The sequence below is a fragment of the Vallitalea pronyensis genome (assembly GCF_018141445.1).
GTDB lineage: Bacteria > Bacillota > Clostridia > Lachnospirales > Vallitaleaceae > Vallitalea > Vallitalea pronyensis.
In genome coordinates, this window is record NZ_CP058649.1 from 2,092,309 (window position 1) to 2,114,595 (window position 22,287).

The following is a 22,287-nucleotide window of genomic DNA, read 5'->3' on the forward strand; positions in this document are numbered from 1 at the left end:
TTATGTATAAAATTGGCTTGTTTTCTAAAATGAATCGTATCACAACCAAAACCCTTAGACATTATGATGAGATAGGTTTATTGAAGCCTGCCCATGTGGATGACCTGACAGGCTATCGTTATTATGCCAGTGAACAATTACCTATCCTGCATAAAATTATGACCCTTAAACAAATGGGGCTAGGCTTAACCGATATACAGCAAATTGTTGACAACCCTGTTAGTGCTCAAGTATTCCTTAAATTAAAAGAAAAGGAACTAAGAGATGCCGTAGAAGAACAAGAAAAGAAATTGTTACAGATTAAAAATTATATGAATCGGTTAAAAGGAGAAAATATGGCTGCTTATAACCCTATCATAAAAACATTACCCAAAGTCATTGTTGCGTCCATGCGTTTTCGTTCACCCAGTTACGGGGAGTACTTTCATGTGATACCTAAAATGGGAGAAGAAATGAAACGGCAAGGGGCTGTCTGTGCAGAACCTGAATACTGTTTTAGTATTTATCATGATGGTGAATATAAGGAGAGAGATATTGATGTGGAAGTGTGTGAAGCCGTCGTTGATTTTTGTCAAGGGTCAGAAATGGTTCAATACAAGGTCATTGACCAAGTGGATACAGCGGTATGTATCTTACACAAAGGTCCTTATGAAGCCTTTCGTGAAGCCTATACATTTATCTATCAATGGATTAAAGATAATGGCTATGAAGCCATTGATAACCCTCGGGAATCTTATATTGATGGTATTTGGAATAAAGAGAGTAAAGAGGATTGGCTAACAGAGATTCAAGTGCCGATTAAGAAGTAATCGTAAAGAATCATTTTTTTTGGGGTTTACCTTTGATTTAATGACTTGATAATCATTGATGAATAACTATAATAAGTATTAAGATTAAATGTGCATGGGTAAGGAGATGTTAGGGAATGTGAAAGAACCTGTACAAGAGACAATATAAAAAGGTCTGTTGCTATAGGTTCTTTGTTGTTATAATAAATAAAGAGATAATCATCTACAGTTCTTATGCAATATCTAAACACCATCCAGACATCACGATTACATGAAAAGGTTCTTACCATGTTCAAGGAATAGACCTTATTCGCACCTCATAATGACCGATACATTGACTTATCTACTGGCATAAAATCAGTCCCCAAATACCAATAGTCATGGAATAGTATATATGCTTTGTTTAGGATGCCTATTACATGCAATACAAGAAACACTTAATAGCTGTTATCACCATTGAATGATGGCACGTGTTAGAAGAAAGGAGTTACAAATGAAATTTGGATATTTTGATGAGAAACAGAGAGAATATGTGATTACTACACCCAAAACACCTGTGAAATGGATTAATTATATAGGAGGGCTTGAATTTGGAGGTTTTATTGATCAAACAGGTGGCGCACTCTTATGTAAAGGGGACCCTGCTCTTAATCGCATAACCAAGTATATTCCTCAATTACCTGCTTCAGATTTTAATGGGACAACCTTATACATACGTATCAAAGATGGGGATGCTTATGAGTTGATTACACCCTTCTATACCCCTGTTTTAGATGACTATACCACGTATACCTGTCATGTGGGTCTTGGTTATTCCACCTATAGGAGTGAGATAAAAGGCATCCATACGGAAGTGACAGTCTTTGTACCTTTACAAGGGGAACAAGAAATTAGAAGCATCAAAGTGACCAATAAACGCTCAGAGACCATTGAGATGGCTATTATTCCTGTAGTGGAATATTCACATTTTGAGGCGATGAAACAGTTCAATAATGCTGATTGGGTGCCTCAGACCATGCAATCAGAGGTTGTAGAAGAAGACAATGGACTTAAGACGATTAAGCAATATGCTTTCATGAGAAAAGGTACACAGGAGAATTATTTTACATCCAATTGCCCCATAGACTCTTTTGAGACGGACCGGGAGCGGTTTCTTGGCGACTATGGCTATGGCAGCTGGAAAAAGCCAATGAGCTTACAAAATGATCACCTGAGTAATTATGAAGCCAAACGCGGCAACAACATGGCGGCAGCACTTCATGTTATGGGCAATGTGAAAGCCAATGGTACCGTGACCCTTATAACGCAGCTTGGACAAAGTGATAATTTCGAGAAGAGCTTAGCATCCATCAAGAAGTATCGGGATGAAAACCTTGTCCAACAAGCATTGGAAGACGTTAAGAAGAATTGGAACAGTTATCTGGATAACTTTCAAGTAATCACGCCAGATAGTAGTATGAATCTATTGGTAAATGTGTTCAACGCCAGACAGTGTATGGTCACAAAAAACTGGTCAAGGTTCTTATCCCTGTATCAATTAGGGCTTGGCGCACGGGGTATTGGTTTTCGTGATACATCCCAAGACCTCTTAGGGGCAGTTGGTATTGCACCTGAGACAACCATAGACATGATGGTGAAAGTACTTTCCACTCAGAGAAGAGATGGTTCAGCTATGCATCAATTTTTTCCATCAACCATGGAAGCTACTAATGGGGATTCAGATGAAATGGAAGACCGGGACCATTATTATGGTGATGATCACCTATGGATTGGCTTGACCGTATGCGGTTATGTAAAAGAAACAGGTGATGTTGAATTTCTTAAGAAGGTTGTGCCTTTCTATGACAAGGACAGAGAAGGATGCATCATTGAATCAGGTACGATTTTGGAACATTTAAAACGCAGTTTAGCTTTTACAAAACAACATGTAGGGGCACACGGTATTCCTTACCTTGGTTTTGCCGATTGGAACGATACAGTGAACTTACCAAAAGGAGCTGAATCAAGCTTTAATGCCAACTTATACGGCAAGCTGCTATTGGAGATGATAGCCCTTATGGAAGCTTTAGAAGAACAAGGGACTGCTGATCATTATCGACGGGATTATAGGGAAATGAAAGAAGTATATCATCAACACTGCTGGGATGGATCATGGTACCTGCGCTATTACGATAAAGACGGTAATCCTCTGGGTTCTTCTAAAAATGATGAGGGTAAAATCTATACCAATGCCCAATCCTGGTCCATATTATCTGGTTTTGCTGAGAAAGATAGGGCAGAAAAAGCCATGAATAGCGTTAACACATATCTGGCAACCGAGCACGGTATCAAATTAAGTTACCCAGGATATGATGGTTACGACCCCTATAAGGGTGGTGTTTCCACTTATCCACCAGGAGCAAAAGAAAACGGTGGTATTTTCCTACATGCTAATCCTTGGGTGATTATTGCTGAAACCATGTTGGGTCATGGGGATAGGGCATTTGACTACTATAACCGTATTAACCCTGTTAATAAGAATGAAGAAATGGATGCATTTGAAGTAGAACCGTATGTATTCCCTCAAAACATATTAGGGGATGAACATCCTCAGTTCGGTCTGGGTCGAAACAGTTGGTTATCGGGTACAGCCTCATGGATGTACCAAGCAGCAACTCAGTACATACTTGGTATACGACCAGACTACGAAGGTCTTATTATTGACCCTTGTATACCAAAAGCATGGGATGGTTTTCATGTGACAAGAAAATGGCGAAAGGCCACTTATGCCATTGAAGTTAAGAACCCTCACCATGTATCAAAAGGTGTTGCAACCCTTGAAATGGATGGGGTGCAATATGAACACATGCTGCCTAACATGTCAGATGGCAAGCTGCATAAAGTGCTTGTTATAATGGGTTAAGATTAGAGGAGGGGATTTCATGTTAAAAGTAGTTATTATTGATGATGAACCACTAGTACTTGAAGGATTAAAGGGTATGGTGAACTGGGAGAACTATGGATTCAAAGTATGTGGTGAGGCACTTGATGGGGAAGAGGGTTATGAGCTTATTCAAACAACGAATCCAGATCTGGTTATAACAGATATGAGGATGCCTGTTATGAACGGTTTAGAACTGATTGAAAGATGTTATGCTATGAATATGAAAGCAAAATTCGTTATATTAAGTGGCTACAGCGAGTTTGAATATGTCAAAAAAGCCCTGAAACTTCAAACCTTTCAATATCTACTCAAACCCATCGACAATGACGAAATGCATGCTCTTCTTAGAGACATTAAACAATGTAATTTAGATGAACGAACACAAAAGGAACGGATACAAAAGGATATTCATTTTGTTCTGCATACCAGTTTGAAGCGTTTGGTATCGGGAGAGTGTAAAGCATCTCTATGTGAGCGAATAGCCTTGATACTCAATTTGCATCATCAACATCCGTTACAGTTACACTATACGCTCCTATGGTTTCAAGGAGAAAAGAGAACCTCCAGAAAAGAAGATGTAAGAGAAGTATTGGAACAGATCTTACCATCAGTTGGTCATCCAATCCAACTGGTGGTTTTTGATCTTGATGACAAGAGTGCAGGTGTTTTTCTCTATGGCATGGGTATGACCAATCACACCATTCAGTCCATTTACAAGATGTTTTATGACAGATGGTCCCTTAGAGATGATCAGGTTATTGCTTTTATAACCGGTTTAAAAAGGACATTGGCAGCATTCAAATCCATTGACCAAGAAATAGAAAGGTTAAAAAAGCTCCATTTCTATGAGGAACATCAAAAAATCATCATGTGCCATCAGGATATACCTATAAAGTATAGTCAAGATATTTCAACTATTCACATGCAGCCATTATTACGTGACCTTCCCTACATGTCTAAGAAAACATTGGATTATCAACTGATAGCCATGTTTAGCCAAATAAAAGAAGAAAAGATTGAACCTTCTATTTTGAATCTCTGGGCTGCTCATATCAAAGAAACATTACTGACCTTAAGCCATCCCATGCCATGTAAATCTAAAGATAGCATCAGTAATCGTACAGGTAACATGCCAACAGCTTATACCAGCTATTGGATTTTAAAAAAAGATATATCTCACCTCATTCATCTGATCCATCAACAGCATGAGGACGAAGACGATAGGATACAACGGATAAAAGCATACGTGAACAAACACTATGACAAAGATATAAAACTTAAAATGCTATCCAAGACGTTTCAATGCAATTCAACGTATATCGGCCAGCGATTTCAGAAAGAAGTTGGTATGAAATACAATGCGTATGTCCTACATGTACGCTTGAAAAAAGCAAAAGAATTATTGCTTTACACCAATAAGAACATAAAAGAAGTAGCCTATGCAACAGGCTTTAATAATCCCGATTATTTTGTGCTTAAATTTAAAGAGGCAGAAGGACATTCACCAACGGTTTTTCGCAATCAAAACATTGAGCAAAGAGGGGGGATTAGATGAATTTCATCAAAAAAGTGGATGACATTCCTATTCGGCTGAAATTTGTTAGTGTGTATATGATCTTTATTCTTATCCCTATGGTTATCATCTATGGGGTTTTCTTTACAAGAATTTCAAAAGAAGTGCGCCTAAGAGAGGAAACGGAACTTAGCCAATCCTTAGATCGGGTACACAAAGACTTGATGTTTCTATCGGAAGGATGCTTATACATTGCCAGAGATATAGCCATAGACCGTAGCCTTAATGCTTTACTGGATTATACCTATCCCTTTTCATCGGATTATTATGCCGCTTATTATAATACCCTAAGAGACAGTATTCAGAGATATCAATCCGTTTTTAATAATGTGGTGAAGGTATCTGTCTTCACAAATAATCCTACCATGGATCCTGGTGCCTTTTTCTATCCTTTGGACCAAGCAAAAGACAGTTTATGGTTTCAAGAATACAAACGATATGACAAACAAAGTGCTTTTGTGGGATGGGTTGAAGAAAACACGTTAATACAAAAGAAACGCAATAAGCAAATTAGTCTTATACGAAAAATGGATGAATTTAACCAATATAACACCTATGAAAAATACATTAAAATAGATGTGAATCTGATTAAAATAGAAAATATCCTTCAAAAAGAAAGTCTTATGACATTTTTGCTGGTTAATCAACAGGGTCAGATATTGGTTACATCTGATGATGCTTATCTGTATAATAACAGCAAGGAATTAAGTGTATTTGACAAGGGTATCTATCATGGTAAAAACAAGGTGTTAACTAAAACAATCACCATAATAGACAATCAAAATTGGAACATTATTGGTATAGGGTCAACTAGCCGATTATCCAAACGCATACAAAATTATGGTATCTTAATCTTTGGCTTATGTTTGTTAAGCTTTCTACTCTCTATTATCATGATCTATATCTTCTCTAATTCCTATAACAGACGTATACATATGCTACAAAAACACATGAAGAAAGTGGAGCATAGCGACTTTTCCTTAATCAGACAAGATGGTGGCAAAGATGAAATTGGGTATCTGATGCGTTCATTTAATAAAATGACCCATCGCATCAATGATTTAGTCAATAAGGTTCTATATTTTGAATTAAGGGAGAAAGAACATCAATTAGCCAGCGTTAAGGCAGAGCTGAACTATCTACAGAGCCAAATGGACCCTCATTTCTTGTTCAATACCCTTAACGCTATTTTAGTGGTTTGTAACCGTAAAAACTACACAGACATTACAGAAATCATTAAGTACTTATCCAAAACATTAAGAAGGTTATTGGTATGGGATGATGTGATGGTGCCCATAGAAGATGAAATTAATTTTACAGAAATGTACCTTAAAATAGAGAAATTCAGATTTCAAGACAAGTTTGATTATACCATTGAACTGGAGGATGCCGTTAAGCATTATAAAATCCCCAAAATGACCATACAGCCTTTTGTTGAAAATGCCTGTAAACATGGTATACAAGCCAGTAAGGATAATGGTCAAGTCCTTGTACGTATCTATGGTCTTGGGGAACAGATTGTTATGGTGATACAAGACAATGGTGTAGGCATGCCAACGGAAAAGGTGGCGGAGTTACTGCAAGATAACAGTCAAGGGAATATTGGCATCAACAATGTTTACAAGCGGTTAAAACTTAATTATCAGGATGCTTTTCACATGAAGATTGAGAGTGCGTTGCAATTAGGAACCACGGTGATGATTCATTTACCCAACCCTGACCATAACAGGGCATCAAGTGAGATAGAAGGAGGCGTTGTGAATGGTTGATAATACCTATTTTACAGTGATATTTATTGATGATGAACCCCTTGTTCTAGAAGGACTTGAGACAATGATTCAGTGGGAAGATTATGGTTTTAAAATTGGTGGTGCATTCCATCAAGTGACAGAGGCTTTTTGGTACATCCAAGAAAACAAACCAGACTTTATTATTACGGATATTCATATGCCCATTTATAATGGTCTACAGCTTATTGAAAAAATACAAGGTTTTAATCCTGACGCAGAGATTATCGTATTAAGCGGTTTCAAAGACTTTGATTATGCAAGAAAAGCAATGGCATTGAAAGTCATGCAATATCTGGTAAAACCATTGTTTGATGATGATTTAATCCCCCTTGTACAAGCCGTGTACAGGAGACTTAAACATAAAAAAAATACTAGGCAGGTAAGTGAACTCTCCATAGAAGAGTTATTAAAATACCACCTGCTGTCTTCGATTAGCAAAACAGAAATAGCATTTTCTAAACATCTCAATGGATTTTATGCCCAATATCCCATTAACGGCATGTGGCAATATATTCACCTAGAAGTACATAAAGACAAGATTCTGCCACTTGGTGTAGTAGCTCAATACATCTACCATCTGGGATGGCATCAACCCTGTATACTTGTCGATTTATCGCCCCATACACGAGGTATATGTGTGTCCCTAGATGACCAACAAGATAGCATGATATTATTTGAGGGGCTTAGTAAATGGTTGCAAAAGATAGACAGTAAGGTGAAGATGGCATCAGGTAAACCTGTCAAGGGGCTGGTAAGCATATTGGAATCTTATGATGTTGCTGTTGAGTGTTGTAAGTATATTTACCACAAGAGTGCTCATAAATGCGTCCCTTATGATAAGATAGGCCACAAAATAGAGAATACCGTTAACCATCAAATCATAAAGGATCAATTATTACAGGCGATAGAAGGTCAACGAGATGAGGAGCTGGGCCATGTTGTAGACATGCTCTTCTTACTGTTTGAAGAACAACATCTATCCCTCATCTCAGCTAAAAAAGTGGTGTTAAATATTTACTTTGATTTAATCGATATGCTATTGCAAAGAAGTGCCATATGTGCTCAAAAGATGACGAAGCTTCAAGTAGCATCCCTCCATGAAGAGGTGGATATGGAAGGGTTATATGTATTTTTGGAACAGGGGATCCATACCATCTATGATGCAGTTCATCACATGATCAGATCCTCACAACATGATGAGATAGCTGCTATTGAAGCCTACATTGAAGCACATATATCTGAGACCATCACCCTTAAAAAGCTAGCAAGTATGTTCTATATGCATCCTAATTATTTGGGTCAGAAATGTAAGAAACATTGGGGAATGGGCTTCTCGGCATATCTCAATCAATACCGTATTAAAAAATCCATGTTACTTATGAAAGAGACAACAGATAGTATTCAAGAGATTTCCAAGCAGGTAGGGTATAAAAATTATGCTCATTATCTTTATTATTTTAAAAAGGTTGTCCATGTAACACCATATGTTTATCGTCGTTCCATAAACTAATATTTTTAGGGGTTAACCTTTGGTTTGATCAATTGTTGAGACATGTTGTGAAATCTATAATGGACTTGTAATCCAACATAAACAAGAAAACGTTGAGGAGGGAAAGTTCCATGAATGTAAAAAAAAGAGTATTAAGCATGGTAGCAATCATGATGGTGTTAGCCATAACCATGACAGGCTGTGGTGGTAAAAAGGAAGTGGATACAAGTCATTTGGGAAATGCAAATGGAGATAACCAGACAGGTGATACGGATGCATCTGCTAAGAACGCAGCACCCATTACATATAGCGTTTTTATTGGTGCACCGGATCAACAATTGACAAAAAACAATAAGATCATGGCATTGATTGAAGAGCGTTTTGGTGTGACCTTTGAGTTCGAATATTTAGTGGGTGACTTAGACCAAAAAACAGGTGTTATGATTGCATCAGGAGAATACCCGGATATTATTGTTTCAAACAATACCCAGGATTTTATCAATGCAGGTGCCTATAGACCCCTTGAAGAATATATGTCCAAAGATAAAACACCTCATTTATACAGTCATTTTGAGCCATATATGAATAAGATAAAAGCGGATGATGGCCATATATACGTTTTACCTAATTATGGCAGGTACTATAACGACTATATTATTACAGATTATGTGGGACCAGCCTTTTGGATTCAAAAAGAAGTGCTAAAGGAATTCAACTACCCAGAAGTAAAAACATTGGACGCCTATTTTGACCTCATTGAGGCTTATATGGATAAATATCCAGAAATTGACGGACAGCCTACCATAGGTTTTGAAGCGCTTTCTTTTGACTGGCGTTCCTTTTGCTTAAAGAATCCTCCTGCTCAATTATCCGGATACCCAAATGATGGCGGGGTTGTTGTGGATCCTGAAACCCATGTAGCAGAGGTGTTTTGCAATACCGATAAAGCAAAGCCTTATTATAAAAAGTTAAACGAAGCCTATAACAAGGGGATTATCAAAGCAGACACATTTATTCAAAACTACGATGAGTACTTGGCACGATTATCAACAGGTGCTGTTCTAGGTATGTTTGATCAGGGATGGCAGTTTGCAGCAGCAAGAGATTCCCTCATTGCACAAGGTAAAATTGAAAGAACATGGGCACCTTTAGCCATTACCTATGATGAAAGCATCACCCCTTATTATTTAGATCGAGGTGCATTAAACATTGACCGAGGTTTTGGTATTTCCAACCAGTGTAAAGACCCTGAACGCTTTATTCAATTGGTGGATGCACTGCTGACTGAAGATTGGCAGAAAATCCTGTCTTGGGGGATTGAAGGAGAAGACTATATGGTAGATGAAAAGGGGATGTTCTATCGTACAGAGGAACAACGCCTTAATCAAGAGGATACAGCTTGGAAGTTAGCCAATAAGGGGGGACAATTCTTTGAACAGTTACCTAAATTAGAAGGAACCTTTAGTGATGGCAACGCTTTCTCACCAGGCTCACAGCCTTATGAATATCGTAGTGCCCTAAAAGAAATTGATATTGAATTATTAGACGCTTATGGCGTGGACTATATCTCAGAACTATTAGGAAGGGCCCCAGAAAATAGAAAAGACTACCCAGCTTGGCAGATACCCCTAGGTGATGGTACCGATGCTGCGGTGGCAGAACAGCAATTACATGAAACACAACTCCGATACATCCCTCAGTTAATCCTAGGATCACCAGACAAATTTGATAGTGGGTGGGAGGATTATCTGGATAAGTTCAAGTCCATTGATATAAAAGCCTATGAAAGTCGTATTAATGAAGGTATACAAGAGCGACTTAAGGAATGGTAACACTTGCATGATTGACAGATGAAATGAAAGAGGCAATGGGAGAGTTAGGAGAGATGACATGAAAAATGAAATCATGGGTTCGGTGGTAGAAGATCAAGTAAAGAAGAAACACCTGAGAAAAAAACATCATCGCATCACCTGGAAGCAAATAAAAAAGCAAAAAGAATTTATGCTCATATCCATACCGTTTTTAGTCTACATTATCATATTTTCTTATTTGCCCTTATGGGGCTGGCTCATGGCATTTCAGAATTACCGACCAGGTAAAGCACTGACCGAACAAGTATGGGTGGGCTTGAAGCAATTCCGATTATTATTTTTAGATGAAAGGTTTTTAAGAGTCCTTAGAAACACTCTTGCTATGAGTACCATTAACCTTATATTAGGCTTTACTACCGCTATTATTCTGGCTCTGTTGCTGAATGAAATTAAGCATCGGTTATTCAAGCGCAGTGTACAAACCATATCCTATTTGCCTCATTTCTTATCCTGGGTTATTGCGGCAGGGATTGTATCCATGGTACTTGGTTCACAGGGTATTGTTAATGTTGTCTTAATGGAACTAAACATTGTAAAAGAGCCTGTGCTGTGGTTAAGTGAAGGAAAATATTTTTGGGGTATTGTAGGGATATCTACTGTATGGAAGGAGTTAGGGTGGAATACCATTATCTACCTAGCAGCCATGTCTGCCATTAATCCAGCTCTATATGAAGCGGCTGAAGTGGATGGAGCAGGCAGGTTTAAAAAAATGTGGCACATTACATTACCCGGTATTCGGCCAACCATTGTTATACTACTCATCTTAAGTATTGGTCGAATATTAGAGGCAGGCCTGGAAGTACAATACTTATTGGGTAGAGGTATGACCATGGATTGGGCCGAAACCATTGATTTATTTGCCCTTAACTATGGTATTAAAATCGGCAACTATTCCCTTGCAACAGCTGCTGGTATATTTAAAAGTTTAGTGAGCGTAATCCTGATTTTTGGTGCAAACAATATGGCCAAAAGACTTGGGCAGGAAAGGTTAATATAGGTGATCTCATGGTTGTATTAGGTAGAAATAAAAAAATCAAAATGGGAGATGTGGTATTTAATGTGTTCAACTACACAGGTATGCTCTTCCTTTGTATCGTCACATTGTATCCTTTCATCAATACTATTGCCATATCTTTTAATGCAGGTATTGATACCATAAGAGGTGGTATTCACCTATGGCCTAGAGTATGGACCATCGAAAATTATCGCGCTGTATTTGCGTCAGGCACCATTTATAGAGCATTTGGTGTGTCCATAGCAAGAACGGTGTTGTCCGTTGGCTTTGGGATTTTTCTCACCACGTTAATTGCTTACGTGTTAAGCCGAAAAGAATTTATATTTAGAAAGCACTTAACCATGATCTTTGTCTTTACCATGTATTTTAATGCGGGGTTAATACCTGTATTCTTTCTTATTAGGGGATTAGGATTAATCAATAATTTCCTCGTTTACGTTATTCCTGGGTTAGTGAATGCCTTTAATATGATTGTTATTCGTACGTACATATTAGGTTTACCGGATTCCATGGTAGAAAGTGCTCGGATAGATGGTGCTTCAGAATTCAAGATTTTTTTAAGTATTATTATACCTCTCTGTAAGCCGGTTCTTGCAACCATTGCTTTATTTATAGCCGTTGGTTCTTGGAATCAATGGTTTGATACGTTTTTATACGCATCCTCCAAGCAAGAATTATCCACCTTGCAATATGAATTGATGAAGCTATTATCCTCATCCCTTAGAAACAGTTCCAATGCATCCATGGCATCGGGTGGTGTGAACGTCAATGAAGCGGCAAAAAACATGGTAACACCCATGTCCATTCGGGCAGCCATTACCATTGTTGCAGCTGTACCGATTCTGGTCGTTTATCCATTTCTTCAAAAACATTTTGTAAAGGGCTTGGTCATTGGTTCCGTTAAAGAATAATCACCATTAATAGAATTCATTGAGGCTGTCTCATGATTTATGAGGCGGTCATTTTTTGTCTTAAAATAAATTCTTAATTTAACACAATAAGATAGGAGTATTCTCCTTTGTGCTAAGGAGACTTTCCTAATGGACAACTTGCATAAGACGCTACCTAGTTCCTTGAATCTCGTTTTTTTATCAAATTTTGGTATAATAGAAGGTATCATGCATTGTCATCTAGAATATTACAAAGTAAATAGTTTTTTAAGATAATCAGTCTAGGTTAAGGGTAACCTGTTTTATAAAAAATCGTCTGTTGGGGTTACTTATAATAATAGGGTCACGTGGCATCGTATACTTTTTTCATGGATGTTTATACTAAGAACAAGAAAATTCTGGTTAATCATGGCGCACAATAGGCACAAATAGGTATTGGAGGAGATGAAATAAGATGAAAATAAAAAAGTACGTATATAAGTTCATCATCAGCATAAGTGTTATACTGTTATTGGCGGGATGCAGCCTAATACCTAAGGAAACGACTAAGACCAAAGCCATAGTACGTCCTGTCCAAGTCACACAGATGAAAAAAGAAATAAAAGATATAAGCTTAAGCTATCTTGGTGTGGTAATCATTCATGATGAGCGGTTTATCTTTTCTGAACAAGAAGGTAAGGTTACAACCATTCATAAACCTGTAGGGCAACCTGTTAATAAAGATGAAAAAATCCTAAGTCTTAACAGCCTTGAGGAGGATGACCGTACGATTTTAAGTGATAGCCAGGGGGTAATCCAATCGATCTTGGTTAATGAAGAGGATACAGTGGATGTAGGCGACCCAGTTGGTATTTTAAATGTTTATAATCACCGTATTACCTTGGGCATAACAGCTGATGACGTGAAAAAGATTAAAGTGGGTACACAAGCAACCATGAAGATAGGCCAACAAGAGACCGAGGGCAGGGTCTGTTTGATAAGCCCCTATCCCGATGAAACAACACGGACATTTGCTTGTCAAATTGAGATGAAAGACACCTATGAACAGGATGATTACATGGTTGGTAATATGGCTGAGGTGAAGTTAATACTTGGTCAAGAAGAGGGATTGTATCTTGATATGAACCATGTGTCCATTGATGCGTCACCCTTCGTTTATCTTGTAGATGCTGAGAATCGGGTTCAGATTCAACCTGTGACCATAGAAGGTCATGGTGAGCACTATATAAAGGTAAAAGGCTTGCAAGAAGGCGACCAAGTCATCCGTTCTGGCAGAGTCTCTTTAAAGGAAGGTCAGCAAGTCAAAATAGTTGACGATGAGGGAGTGGGCACCCATGAATAGAATCATTCAATATGCCATAAAAGAGCGAAAAACAACGTTACTTATTGCAGTTGCGCTCATTGTCTATGGGTTATATAATTATTATTTACTACCCAAACAGGAAAATCCAGATACCACATCACCAGCAGCTGTTATTACCACCGTTTTTCCAGGTGCTTCTGCTGTTGAAGTGGAGGAACAGGTTACTAAAATTGTAGAAGAAGAAGCCATGGCCTTAGAAGGGGTAGACAGTATTGAATCCATTTCCAATAACAACGTATCCATTGTCATTGTGAAGCTTAAAACAGAAGCGGATAGTGCCAAGCAGTGGGAAGAACTTGAGCGGCTTATGCGTAACATGGACAGCCAATTACCTCTTGGCGTAAAGAAGCCCGCCATTGAAACGGATTTAATTAACTCAGCAGGATTTATTATAAGCTTATCAGATGGGTTCTATAGTCAATTAGAACAACATGCAATCGATTTAAAGCAACAATTACAGATGGTTAAAGGTGTTAGAAAAGTAACCATACAAGGTATGCGAGAAAAACAAGTCATGATTGACATAGACTACTCTCTGCTGAATCAGTATGATTTATCCATGGAAGACATAAGGGATCTCCTTATAGCTCAGAACCTTAATATACCTGCCGGTTATCTTCAAGATTCTGGCAATGTAGCTGTAAACGTGAAAGGTAAGTTTGAATCACTAGATGAGATTGGAGACTTAATCCTAACCGTATCAAAAGACACAGGCGCTATGGTTCAACTAAAAGATATCGCTAAAATCAGCATGGAGCATAAAGAAGATGAACGACAGTATCGTCATAATGGACAAGATGCTATATTAATAACTGGGTACTTTGAAGAAAACAAAAATGTCATTCATATTGGTGATGACGTAAAAAAAGCTATCGGTGATTATCAAGACACCATGGCGGATGAAACGGCACTTCATGACGTATTGTTTCAACCAGAAGAAGTGGGCAATGCGGTTAATGATTTTATCATAAGCTTATTACAGGGTATGCTCTTTGTCCTGATCGTAGTTTTTATAGGTGTTGGTATACGTAACGCCCTCATTATTGCCATGTCCATACCTTTGTCCATTTGCATCACTTTAATTGTTATGAAACTAACAGGTATCCATATTGAACAGATGTCCATATCGGGACTGATTGTTGCACTCGGTATACTGGTGGATAATTCCATTGTCATCAGTGATGCCATTCAAGTGAAGTTAAACGAAGGCTTAGAGAAGAAAGAGGCAGCTTTTAGAGGGGCTCGTGAACAGTTAGTACCCGTACTGACCTCCACCTTAACCACCTTAGCTGCTTTTGCAGCTATTACAACCCTTCCTGGGTCAGCAGGGGAATTTGTGAAGAGTTTGCCACAAGTTGTGTTTATATCCTTATCTGCTTCCTATGTTGTCGCCATGTTGATAACACCAGCTCTTGGAAGCCTATTTTTTAAAGCACGAGGTCCCATAGATCATCAAAAAAGACATCGGATACGACGCTTTTTTCATTATATCTTGATAAGGAGTTTTAAACATAAGATTATAACGACAATCAGTAGTTTTGCTTTGCTTGGACTAGCCGTTTTAGCAGCTCTTACCTTAGAAATTGATTTGTTTCCCTATGCGGATAAAGACCTAATGTATGTGGACCTCCAAGGAGAAGTGAAAGGTGATACCGCCAAAACAAAAACTTATGTAGAGGTGGTAGAAGGTATATTGGCAGAAGAAGAAGCCATCACAACATATACATCATCCATAGGTGGTTCATTACCCAAATTCTATATAACGGTCAACCCTTTGGCTTCTACTGCAGATATGGGGCAGATTTTATTTCGGGTGGATTTAAAAAAGAGTGTATTTAGTAATCAGAATGATTATATGATCTATCTTCAAGATAAGTTAAACCATGCACTCTATCAAGGGGTTGCAACCGTTAATCAGTTAGAACTAACAGAAAGTGGCTCAGACTTTAAAGTGGTTATTGCTGGAGAAGACATGGATACTTTAAAGGGGTTAGCAGATGAGGTGGAGAAAAAATTACTGGAGACACCAGGTACCATTAATGTTCAGAGCAATAGTGTCGGCAAAGTCTACGCCTATCAAGTTGACATTGACTCTGCCATGGCAACAACATTTGGCTTAACGAAATACGATATTCAGAATCAGTTGAATCTATCTTTATATGGTTCATCACCTACCACGTTGCAACTTAACAACACGACCTATGATATTTGGTTAAAAACTAATGCTTCAACCATCAAGGATATAGAAAACCTTCGCATAAAATCAAGAATAACAGGCAATAAAACCCTTTTAAAACAAGTGGCACATACACGATTAGAAGACAACCTTCCAACCATTAATCGTTTAGATGGGAGACGTGCTATTACCGTTGAAACCAATGTGATATCCGGTTACAGTGTCCTTGAAATAGGCAATGAAGTGGAAGCATTAATTGAGGATTATCCTGATAAAGAGGGGCTTCAAGTAAAATATTTTGGGCAAAAAGAAACCATGGACAACTATTTAAGTGGATTAGATGTGGCTGCTCTATTTTCATTAGCTATTATCTACATCATATTGTTATTACAATTTAATTCCTATAAACAACCTTTTGTGATTTTGATCACGGTGCCTTTATCGTTAATTGGTTCTATTCTTATCTTTGTTTTATTTGATATTAAGGTAACCTTTACAGTGTTACTAGGACTCATTAGTTTAATCGGTATTGTGGTTAATAATGCTATTCTATTAATCGAATACATGAATCGTGCTAGAGCATCAGGTAGTGCCTTAGAAGAGGCCTGTATGGAGTCAGTGGACAAGCGCTTTCGACCGATTATGCTCAGTACGGTAACGACGGTTATGGGCTTAGTACCCCTAGCATTATCAGGCAGTTCATTTTTCAGCCCAATGGCCATTGCTTTAATGGGAGGGTTGATGGTATCTACGGTATTGACCCTTGTGATTATTCCTGTGGTCTATGCGTTGGTAGAAAAAGAATAAACAGCATTGAAACAAGAAACTGTAAATGAAAATTTTATCCTAAGGAGAATGTAGAAATGAGAAAAAAATTACATGTAGAATCCATTGTGTACAGCGGCGTTTTAATTACTATCGGTATTATCTTACCCATGATTTTTCATGCGGTAGGAGGTGCAGGAAAGGTATTTTTACCCATGCACATTCCAGTCATTTTAGCTGGTTTTATACTATCACCTGTGTATGCTGTTGGTGTTGGTATGCTGACACCGTTAATTAGCAGCCTCTTAACAACCATGCCTCTATTATACCCTATATGCCCCATTATGATGGTAGAACTTGGCACCTATGGTCTTGTGATTAGTTTGCTAAGTAAAGCAGGCGTTCATAATATTTTCATAAAATTATTAGCCAGCATGTTAGTGGGGAGATTAATGGCTGGATTAACGGTCTACATTATGGGGGTAACACTGGGTCTGAAATTTGACCCCATTGAGTATGTAAAAGGAGCAATTGTCGTAGGGTTGCCTGGGCTTCTTATTCAATGGCTTATCATACCTTCCATGGTCTATATGATGGATAGATACTTCCCTAGAATAGTTAATATAAAAAGATAGGTGATTGAAGCATGAACAGCATTAGAAATTATCAACCATATAACGAACAAGAAGAAAAAGATTTAGCATTATTTCAAAAAAGCCTTGATTTATTTGACGATGTCCTTGTAAGAGAAAATACCATTGCTCATGTGGGATGCTCTGCCTTTGTGGTGAATAGCGCACGAAGTAAGGTGTTGATGATCTATCATAACATCTATCAATCCTGGTCATTGCCTGGTGGCCATGCAGATGGTAACAGTGATCTATTGGCTGTAGCTATGGCGGAAGTAAAAGAAGAAACAGGTATAGAACATTATAAGCCTGTGACAGAAGATATTTTTTCGATAGATATCTTAGCGGTTATAGGCCATTACAAAAAAGGGGAATATGTATCGGCACATCTTCACTTAGATGCTTCATACTTAATAGAAGCCAATGAGGATGATCCTTTAATCATTAAGGAAGATGAAAACAGTGATGTAAAATGGGTACCCATGGACCAAGTGGTGGACCATTCCACTGAACCTCATATGAAGTTGGTATATGCTAAGTTGATCGATAAGGTAAGAACATTAGGTTTGTAGTCTAAACGTAGTTTGAGATACGTTTTATAAGTACATTAAATACATAGCTATAAAACCTCTCACATCCTCACACATAAAAAATGATTAATCATAGACTTGATTATAATTAATATTTTTGTTGTATTGATTAATATTATCCTTAGTGATATAATTAATTATGCGAATGAAAATGATTAAGGAGTGAGTTGATGAAGGTTAATGCAACCGATGTGAAAACAAATTTTGGCAAATACCTGGAGTTGGTGCAAGATGAAGATATTATTATTACCCGTAATTCTAAACCCGTTGCTAAGTTAGTAAAGTACTATCGTTATGAAGAGGCCATTCGGGAAGGAGCTCCTGACTACACCTATGATAAAGTCGAGATGAGCTATGAAGAATTTATGGAGATGTATGAACAAACGGACGCACGATTTGAGTACATTAATGGGGTTGTATATGCCATGGGATCTCCAGTTCATATCCATCAACATATTGTGGCATTTGTTATTGGTGAATTCTATATTTACTTTAAAGACAAGAAATGTAAAGCTTACGTGGCACCTTATGATATCCACTTTGAAAAGAGCAAATCAAAAGATGTCGTGCAACCTGATATATTTGTGATGTGCGATCCAGAAAATATTCGAAATGGCCGCTATTACGGTGTACCGACTTTAATCATTGAAATATTGTCCCCATCCACACGTAATAAAGACATGATTGAAAAGCTTAATCTGTTTTTAGAATCAGGGGTCAAAGAATATGTAATCATTGACCCTAAGAATGAGAACGTCATTCATTGGTTATTCCAAGATAAACAAATTGATAGATGCGATACTCTGAATAAGGGAGAAGTCTTTGAATCCAAACAATACCCAGGACTATCCTTTGACATCACGGCTTGTTTTATATAGTCCGATACGTAGGCAGATCGCTTTGCTCATACAACAAAATATATCCATCCTTAACTATCAGTAGTTATAGGTTAAGCGTAGTGATGGACTAATAAATACAGACCCCTGTTCATGCAACACCACATGTTTCCATATTGGACATGTATGCAATAGGGGTCTGTTTTTTGTAGTAAAGAGAATGAGCTTAGTTGTTGATGTTTACTCAATTCTATAATTTATAGATAAATCAGCTATCTTACAATGCCATACCATATGATCAGCTCCCTCACCCCAATGGTCTTTCAGCATATGGGTTGGCTCGCCTAATTTCTTCTTCCATACATTCTGGGCTTGTGAATAACCACTGTCTAAAACAAATTCTTCAATATGCTGACCATGTAGGACAATCAGCATAGCGTTGAGTAGAAGTGTACCAATACCCTTTTTCTGGTAATCCGGCAAAATAAACACTGAACCTATCTCGCCCATGTCCTTGTATCTGCCATCGGTACAATTATTTATCAATGGGCCACATAACCCATAGGCAATGGTGCCCACGATTTTATTTTCCATACATGCAATAAGAAAGAAATGGTGACGACCATTGGTTTCTAGGTCTTTTTTCAAGTAAGCCATCTTTTCTATAATTTCTGATTGTATCTCATCCACACAATCCCCAACACCTTCTTTTTCCCAAGTATGTGGTATTGTTTCCTTAAAAAAAACATGAAGTGCATCTATGTCATCATCATATGGTCTTCGAATATTTATGTTCATCATGCTCTGTTCCTCCCTGCTATCAATGGAATAAATTATACGATAGTTGTTGTGTGAAAGCAATAAGGCAATAAAAAATCATTGTAAAAAAATAAATCAAAAGACTATTGACTCATTGGGTCAAAGGTGCTACAATGAAAGTGACCAAGGTGGTCATGTTGAAAATACAAGAGGTGATAGGATTGGAAAATACATTTAGAACACTCGATGATGAAAAGAAAAGGCGCATTATTAATAGTGCATTAGAAGAGTTTAGTTTAAATAAATACGAGAAAGCTTCCACCAATGCCATTGTAAAAAATGCAGGTATTTCAAAAGGCTCTCTATTTCAATATTTTGCCAATAAGCAAGCACTTTACGATTATTTAGGAGCCTTCACCATAGAGGTTATGCTGGAAGCTATTCAAAAGGAGATGGGGTTTCGGGAAAGAGACTTATTTGAAAGAATCAGAAAGATTGCATTGATTAAAATAGGTGTTGCTGCCGAGTATCCCTACATTATACCCTTTTCAAAAGTCATGTACGAACAAATATCCGTTGATGAGATCAAGAAAAAGGTGGAGGCTGAATACCCCAATATCTATGAAAACATGTATTTTAAGAACATTGATTTTGGTTTATTTAAAGAAGATATGGATATTCATAAATCCATAGAGATTGTTCAGTGGACCCTTGAACGTATCATGGACGATTACATGAAAGATATCTTAGCTAGGGATAAGGCTATTAACATGGAAGAATTAAGACTGCTCATTGATAGTTACTTAAGCACTTTAAAAAAAGCATTCTACAAATAAGGGAGGCGTATTTTAATGATTAAGGTTAATAATCTCTACCATTCTTACAACAATGACGGTAAGTATGCCGTAAATGACGCAAATTTTGAGGTAACTAAGGGCGAAATTTTTGGTTTTCTTGGACCATCTGGCGCAGGTAAATCAACCACCCAAAACATTCTGACAGGTTTGTTACAGCTACAAAAAGGCCAAGTAAGTGTGGCAGGTTACGATGTAAAAAAAATCTCCAATAAAATGTTTAATCAGATTGGTATGTCCTTTGAGCAATCCAATGTCTATAGCAAGATGACGGCCAAAGAGAACCTTGAGTTCTACCGAAAACTATTTGATGTAAAGACCAGAGACCCTCAAGCATTACTTGAACTGGTTGGGTTAGGTGATAAAGCCAGTATAAGGGCAGGGGAATTCTCTAAAGGTATGAAACACCGACTGACTTTTGTCAGATCCATGATTAATAATCCAGAATTATGGTTCTTAGATGAACCAACAACAGGACTTGACCCAGCTATAGCTGCTCAGATTAAACGGATTGTAAAGGAAGAAAATAAGAAAGGGGTAACGATTTTCTTAACGACCCATAACATGCACATTGCAGATGAATTATGTGATCGTGTGGCCTTTATTGTTGATGGTGAAATTAAATTGATTGATTCACCTAAGAATCTTAAGTTAAAATACGGTGACAAATTAGTTGAAGTTGAATATATCAAAGCCAATAAATCCGTAAAAGATACCCTATCAACCGTAGGTGAAGGTGACAAAAAGCAGTTGCAGGATATTATTGCACATTACGATATTCAGACCATGCATACAAAGGAGGCGACACTTGAGGAAATCTTTATTAAAGTGACTGGAAGGGGGCTTGAATAAAATGAAATTATGGCATAGTTTTATAAAAGAATTAAAACTTGCATCAAGAGGATTCTATTTCTACATTGAATTTGCTATGGCAGCCATTATTCTCGTTGTTCTACTTTTTTTAGTGCCAGAAGAATTTTCAAGTACCTCAGATGAGTATCTTTATCTTGATTTACCTGAAGCAGCCAAGGAATCCTTGAATGAAACCCTTATGGAAGGTGACCTGGATAACCACATCGAGCAAGTTGAGATTAAAAGCAAAAAACAGACCTATCAAGCTCAGTTATACCATGCAGAAGGCAAGAAAATATATGTTCTTGATAATGCTGAAGATGTGGTTACATTAGCTAAAAACGAAAGACAATTGGGAGCCATTATAACCCTAGGTGACGATAATAGATTGCATTATACCTATTATTTACAAGGGTATGAGTCACAGAGACTTCGCAATCTATATCTTATCTATCATAACAAAGATATAGATATCCTACATGAGCATATGGATAACTTAGAAGTACGTTCTATCGATACCCATTATGGTACATTGACGGATAGACAGAATATCATACCTGCTCTTATTGCCATTAATGGAAGCTTTTTAGGACTATTTATCATCGCTGCCTATATCTTCTTAGATAAACAAGAGGGCATTATTAAGGCCTATGCCATTACAGCATCCTCCGTGTGGCAATACTTAATGAGTAAAGTGGGTGTACTTTTATTCTCCAGTCTACTATCCACGTTGATCATTGTCATACCGCTTATGGGGCTGCAAGTGAACTACTTCATGTTCGTCATTGTCTTGTTAACCTCTAGCTTTTTTGCATCAGCAGTAGGCCTATTGATTGGTAGCTGCTTTAAGAACATGATGCAGGCTTTTGGAGCTATCTATGGTGTCATGATCGTGATGATGCTTCCTAATATAGCTTATTTCATACCAAGTTGGGAACCTCTTTGGGTGAAAGTTATTCCCACATACCCTTTGATTCAAAGTTTTAAAGAGACAATTCTTCAGAATGGGGATATGCATTATGTAGGAATGACGTCATTAGGCTTCTTCATTGCTGGTATCATCCTATTCTTGATTTCAAATATGCGATACAAGAAAACCATGACGGTATAACGGGGAGGAGGAT

At 37.6% G+C, this 22,287-nt stretch carries 17 protein-coding genes; 16 read left to right on the top strand and 1 reads right to left on the bottom strand.

Annotated features, from left to right (window positions below):
* Positions 1-2: 2 nt before the first annotated feature.
* The 13 genes from HZI73_RS08615 to HZI73_RS08675 all read left to right on the top strand — a co-directional run bounded on the left by HZI73_RS08615 (position 3) and on the right by HZI73_RS08675 (position 18,740).
* Complete coding sequence (locus tag HZI73_RS08615; protein WP_212697841.1) at positions 3-809, top strand: MerR family transcriptional regulator; 807 nt, start codon at positions 3-5, stop codon at positions 807-809.
* A 472-nt stretch (positions 810-1,281) separates the two neighbouring features.
* Positions 1,282-3,690: a GH36-type glycosyl hydrolase domain-containing protein gene (locus tag HZI73_RS08620; protein ID WP_212697842.1), complete on the top strand. Its 2,409-nt coding sequence runs from the start codon at positions 1,282-1,284 to the stop codon at positions 3,688-3,690.
* 19 nt (positions 3,691-3,709) lie between these two features.
* Positions 3,710-5,266, top strand: coding sequence for a response regulator (locus HZI73_RS08625; RefSeq protein WP_212697843.1), 1,557 nt, complete (start codon positions 3,710-3,712; stop codon positions 5,264-5,266).
* A complete protein-coding gene (locus tag HZI73_RS08630; RefSeq protein WP_212697844.1) occupies positions 5,263-7,053 on the top strand; it encodes a sensor histidine kinase in 1,791 nt (596 codons plus the stop codon). Before HZI73_RS08625 ends, HZI73_RS08630 begins: the two co-directional genes overlap by 4 nt.
* Positions 7,046-8,584, top strand: a complete 1,539-nt coding sequence (locus tag HZI73_RS08635) for a response regulator transcription factor (RefSeq protein ID WP_212697845.1) — start codon at positions 7,046-7,048, stop codon at positions 8,582-8,584. Before HZI73_RS08630 ends, HZI73_RS08635 begins: the two co-directional genes overlap by 8 nt.
* Positions 8,585-8,694: 110 nt before the next feature.
* On the top strand, positions 8,695-10,395 hold the full coding sequence (locus HZI73_RS08640) for an extracellular solute-binding protein (protein WP_212697846.1): 1,701 nt from the start codon (positions 8,695-8,697) through the stop codon (positions 10,393-10,395).
* Between the two features lie 58 nt (positions 10,396-10,453).
* Positions 10,454-11,431, top strand: coding sequence for an ABC transporter permease (locus tag HZI73_RS08645; protein ID WP_212697847.1), 978 nt, complete (start codon positions 10,454-10,456; stop codon positions 11,429-11,431).
* A gap of 8 nt (positions 11,432-11,439) precedes the next feature.
* Positions 11,440-12,360: a carbohydrate ABC transporter permease gene (locus tag HZI73_RS08650; RefSeq protein ID WP_212697848.1), complete on the top strand. Its 921-nt coding sequence runs from the start codon at positions 11,440-11,442 to the stop codon at positions 12,358-12,360.
* A gap of 433 nt (positions 12,361-12,793) precedes the next feature.
* Positions 12,794-13,681, top strand: coding sequence for an efflux RND transporter periplasmic adaptor subunit (locus HZI73_RS08655; protein ID WP_212697849.1), 888 nt, complete (start codon positions 12,794-12,796; stop codon positions 13,679-13,681).
* A complete protein-coding gene (locus HZI73_RS08660; protein ID WP_212697850.1) occupies positions 13,674-16,685 on the top strand; it encodes an efflux RND transporter permease subunit in 3,012 nt (1,003 codons plus the stop codon). Before HZI73_RS08655 ends, HZI73_RS08660 begins: the two co-directional genes overlap by 8 nt.
* A gap of 56 nt (positions 16,686-16,741) precedes the next feature.
* Complete coding sequence (locus HZI73_RS08665; protein WP_212697851.1) at positions 16,742-17,278, top strand: ECF transporter S component; 537 nt, start codon at positions 16,742-16,744, stop codon at positions 17,276-17,278.
* Between the two features lie 11 nt (positions 17,279-17,289).
* Positions 17,290-17,844 (top strand): NUDIX hydrolase, encoded by a 555-nt coding sequence (locus HZI73_RS08670; RefSeq protein ID WP_212697852.1) that lies wholly within the window; start codon positions 17,290-17,292, stop codon positions 17,842-17,844.
* A 188-nt stretch (positions 17,845-18,032) separates the two neighbouring features.
* On the top strand, positions 18,033-18,740 hold the full coding sequence (locus HZI73_RS08675; RefSeq protein WP_212697853.1) for a type II toxin-antitoxin system Phd/YefM family antitoxin: 708 nt from the start codon (positions 18,033-18,035) through the stop codon (positions 18,738-18,740).
* Positions 18,741-18,938: 198 nt separating this feature from the next.
* Here HZI73_RS08675 and HZI73_RS08680 read toward each other — a convergent pair whose 3' ends face one another.
* A complete protein-coding gene (locus tag HZI73_RS08680) occupies positions 18,939-19,499 on the bottom strand; it encodes a GNAT family N-acetyltransferase (RefSeq protein WP_212697854.1) in 561 nt (186 codons plus the stop codon).
* Between the two features lie 131 nt (positions 19,500-19,630).
* Here HZI73_RS08680 and HZI73_RS08685 point away from each other — a divergent pair, with 131 nt between their 5' ends.
* Genes HZI73_RS08685 through HZI73_RS08695 form a run of 3 tightly spaced genes read left to right on the top strand, consistent with a single transcriptional unit; the run spans position 19,631 to position 22,274 of the window.
* Complete coding sequence (locus tag HZI73_RS08685; RefSeq protein WP_212697855.1) at positions 19,631-20,293, top strand: TetR/AcrR family transcriptional regulator; 663 nt, start codon at positions 19,631-19,633, stop codon at positions 20,291-20,293.
* 15 nt (positions 20,294-20,308) lie between these two features.
* Positions 20,309-21,163: an ABC transporter ATP-binding protein gene (locus HZI73_RS08690; protein ID WP_212697856.1), complete on the top strand. Its 855-nt coding sequence runs from the start codon at positions 20,309-20,311 to the stop codon at positions 21,161-21,163.
* A gap of 1 nt (position 21,164) precedes the next feature.
* Positions 21,165-22,274 (top strand): ABC transporter permease, encoded by a 1,110-nt coding sequence (locus tag HZI73_RS08695; RefSeq protein ID WP_212697857.1) that lies wholly within the window; start codon positions 21,165-21,167, stop codon positions 22,272-22,274.
* Positions 22,275-22,287: the final 13 nt, after the last annotated feature.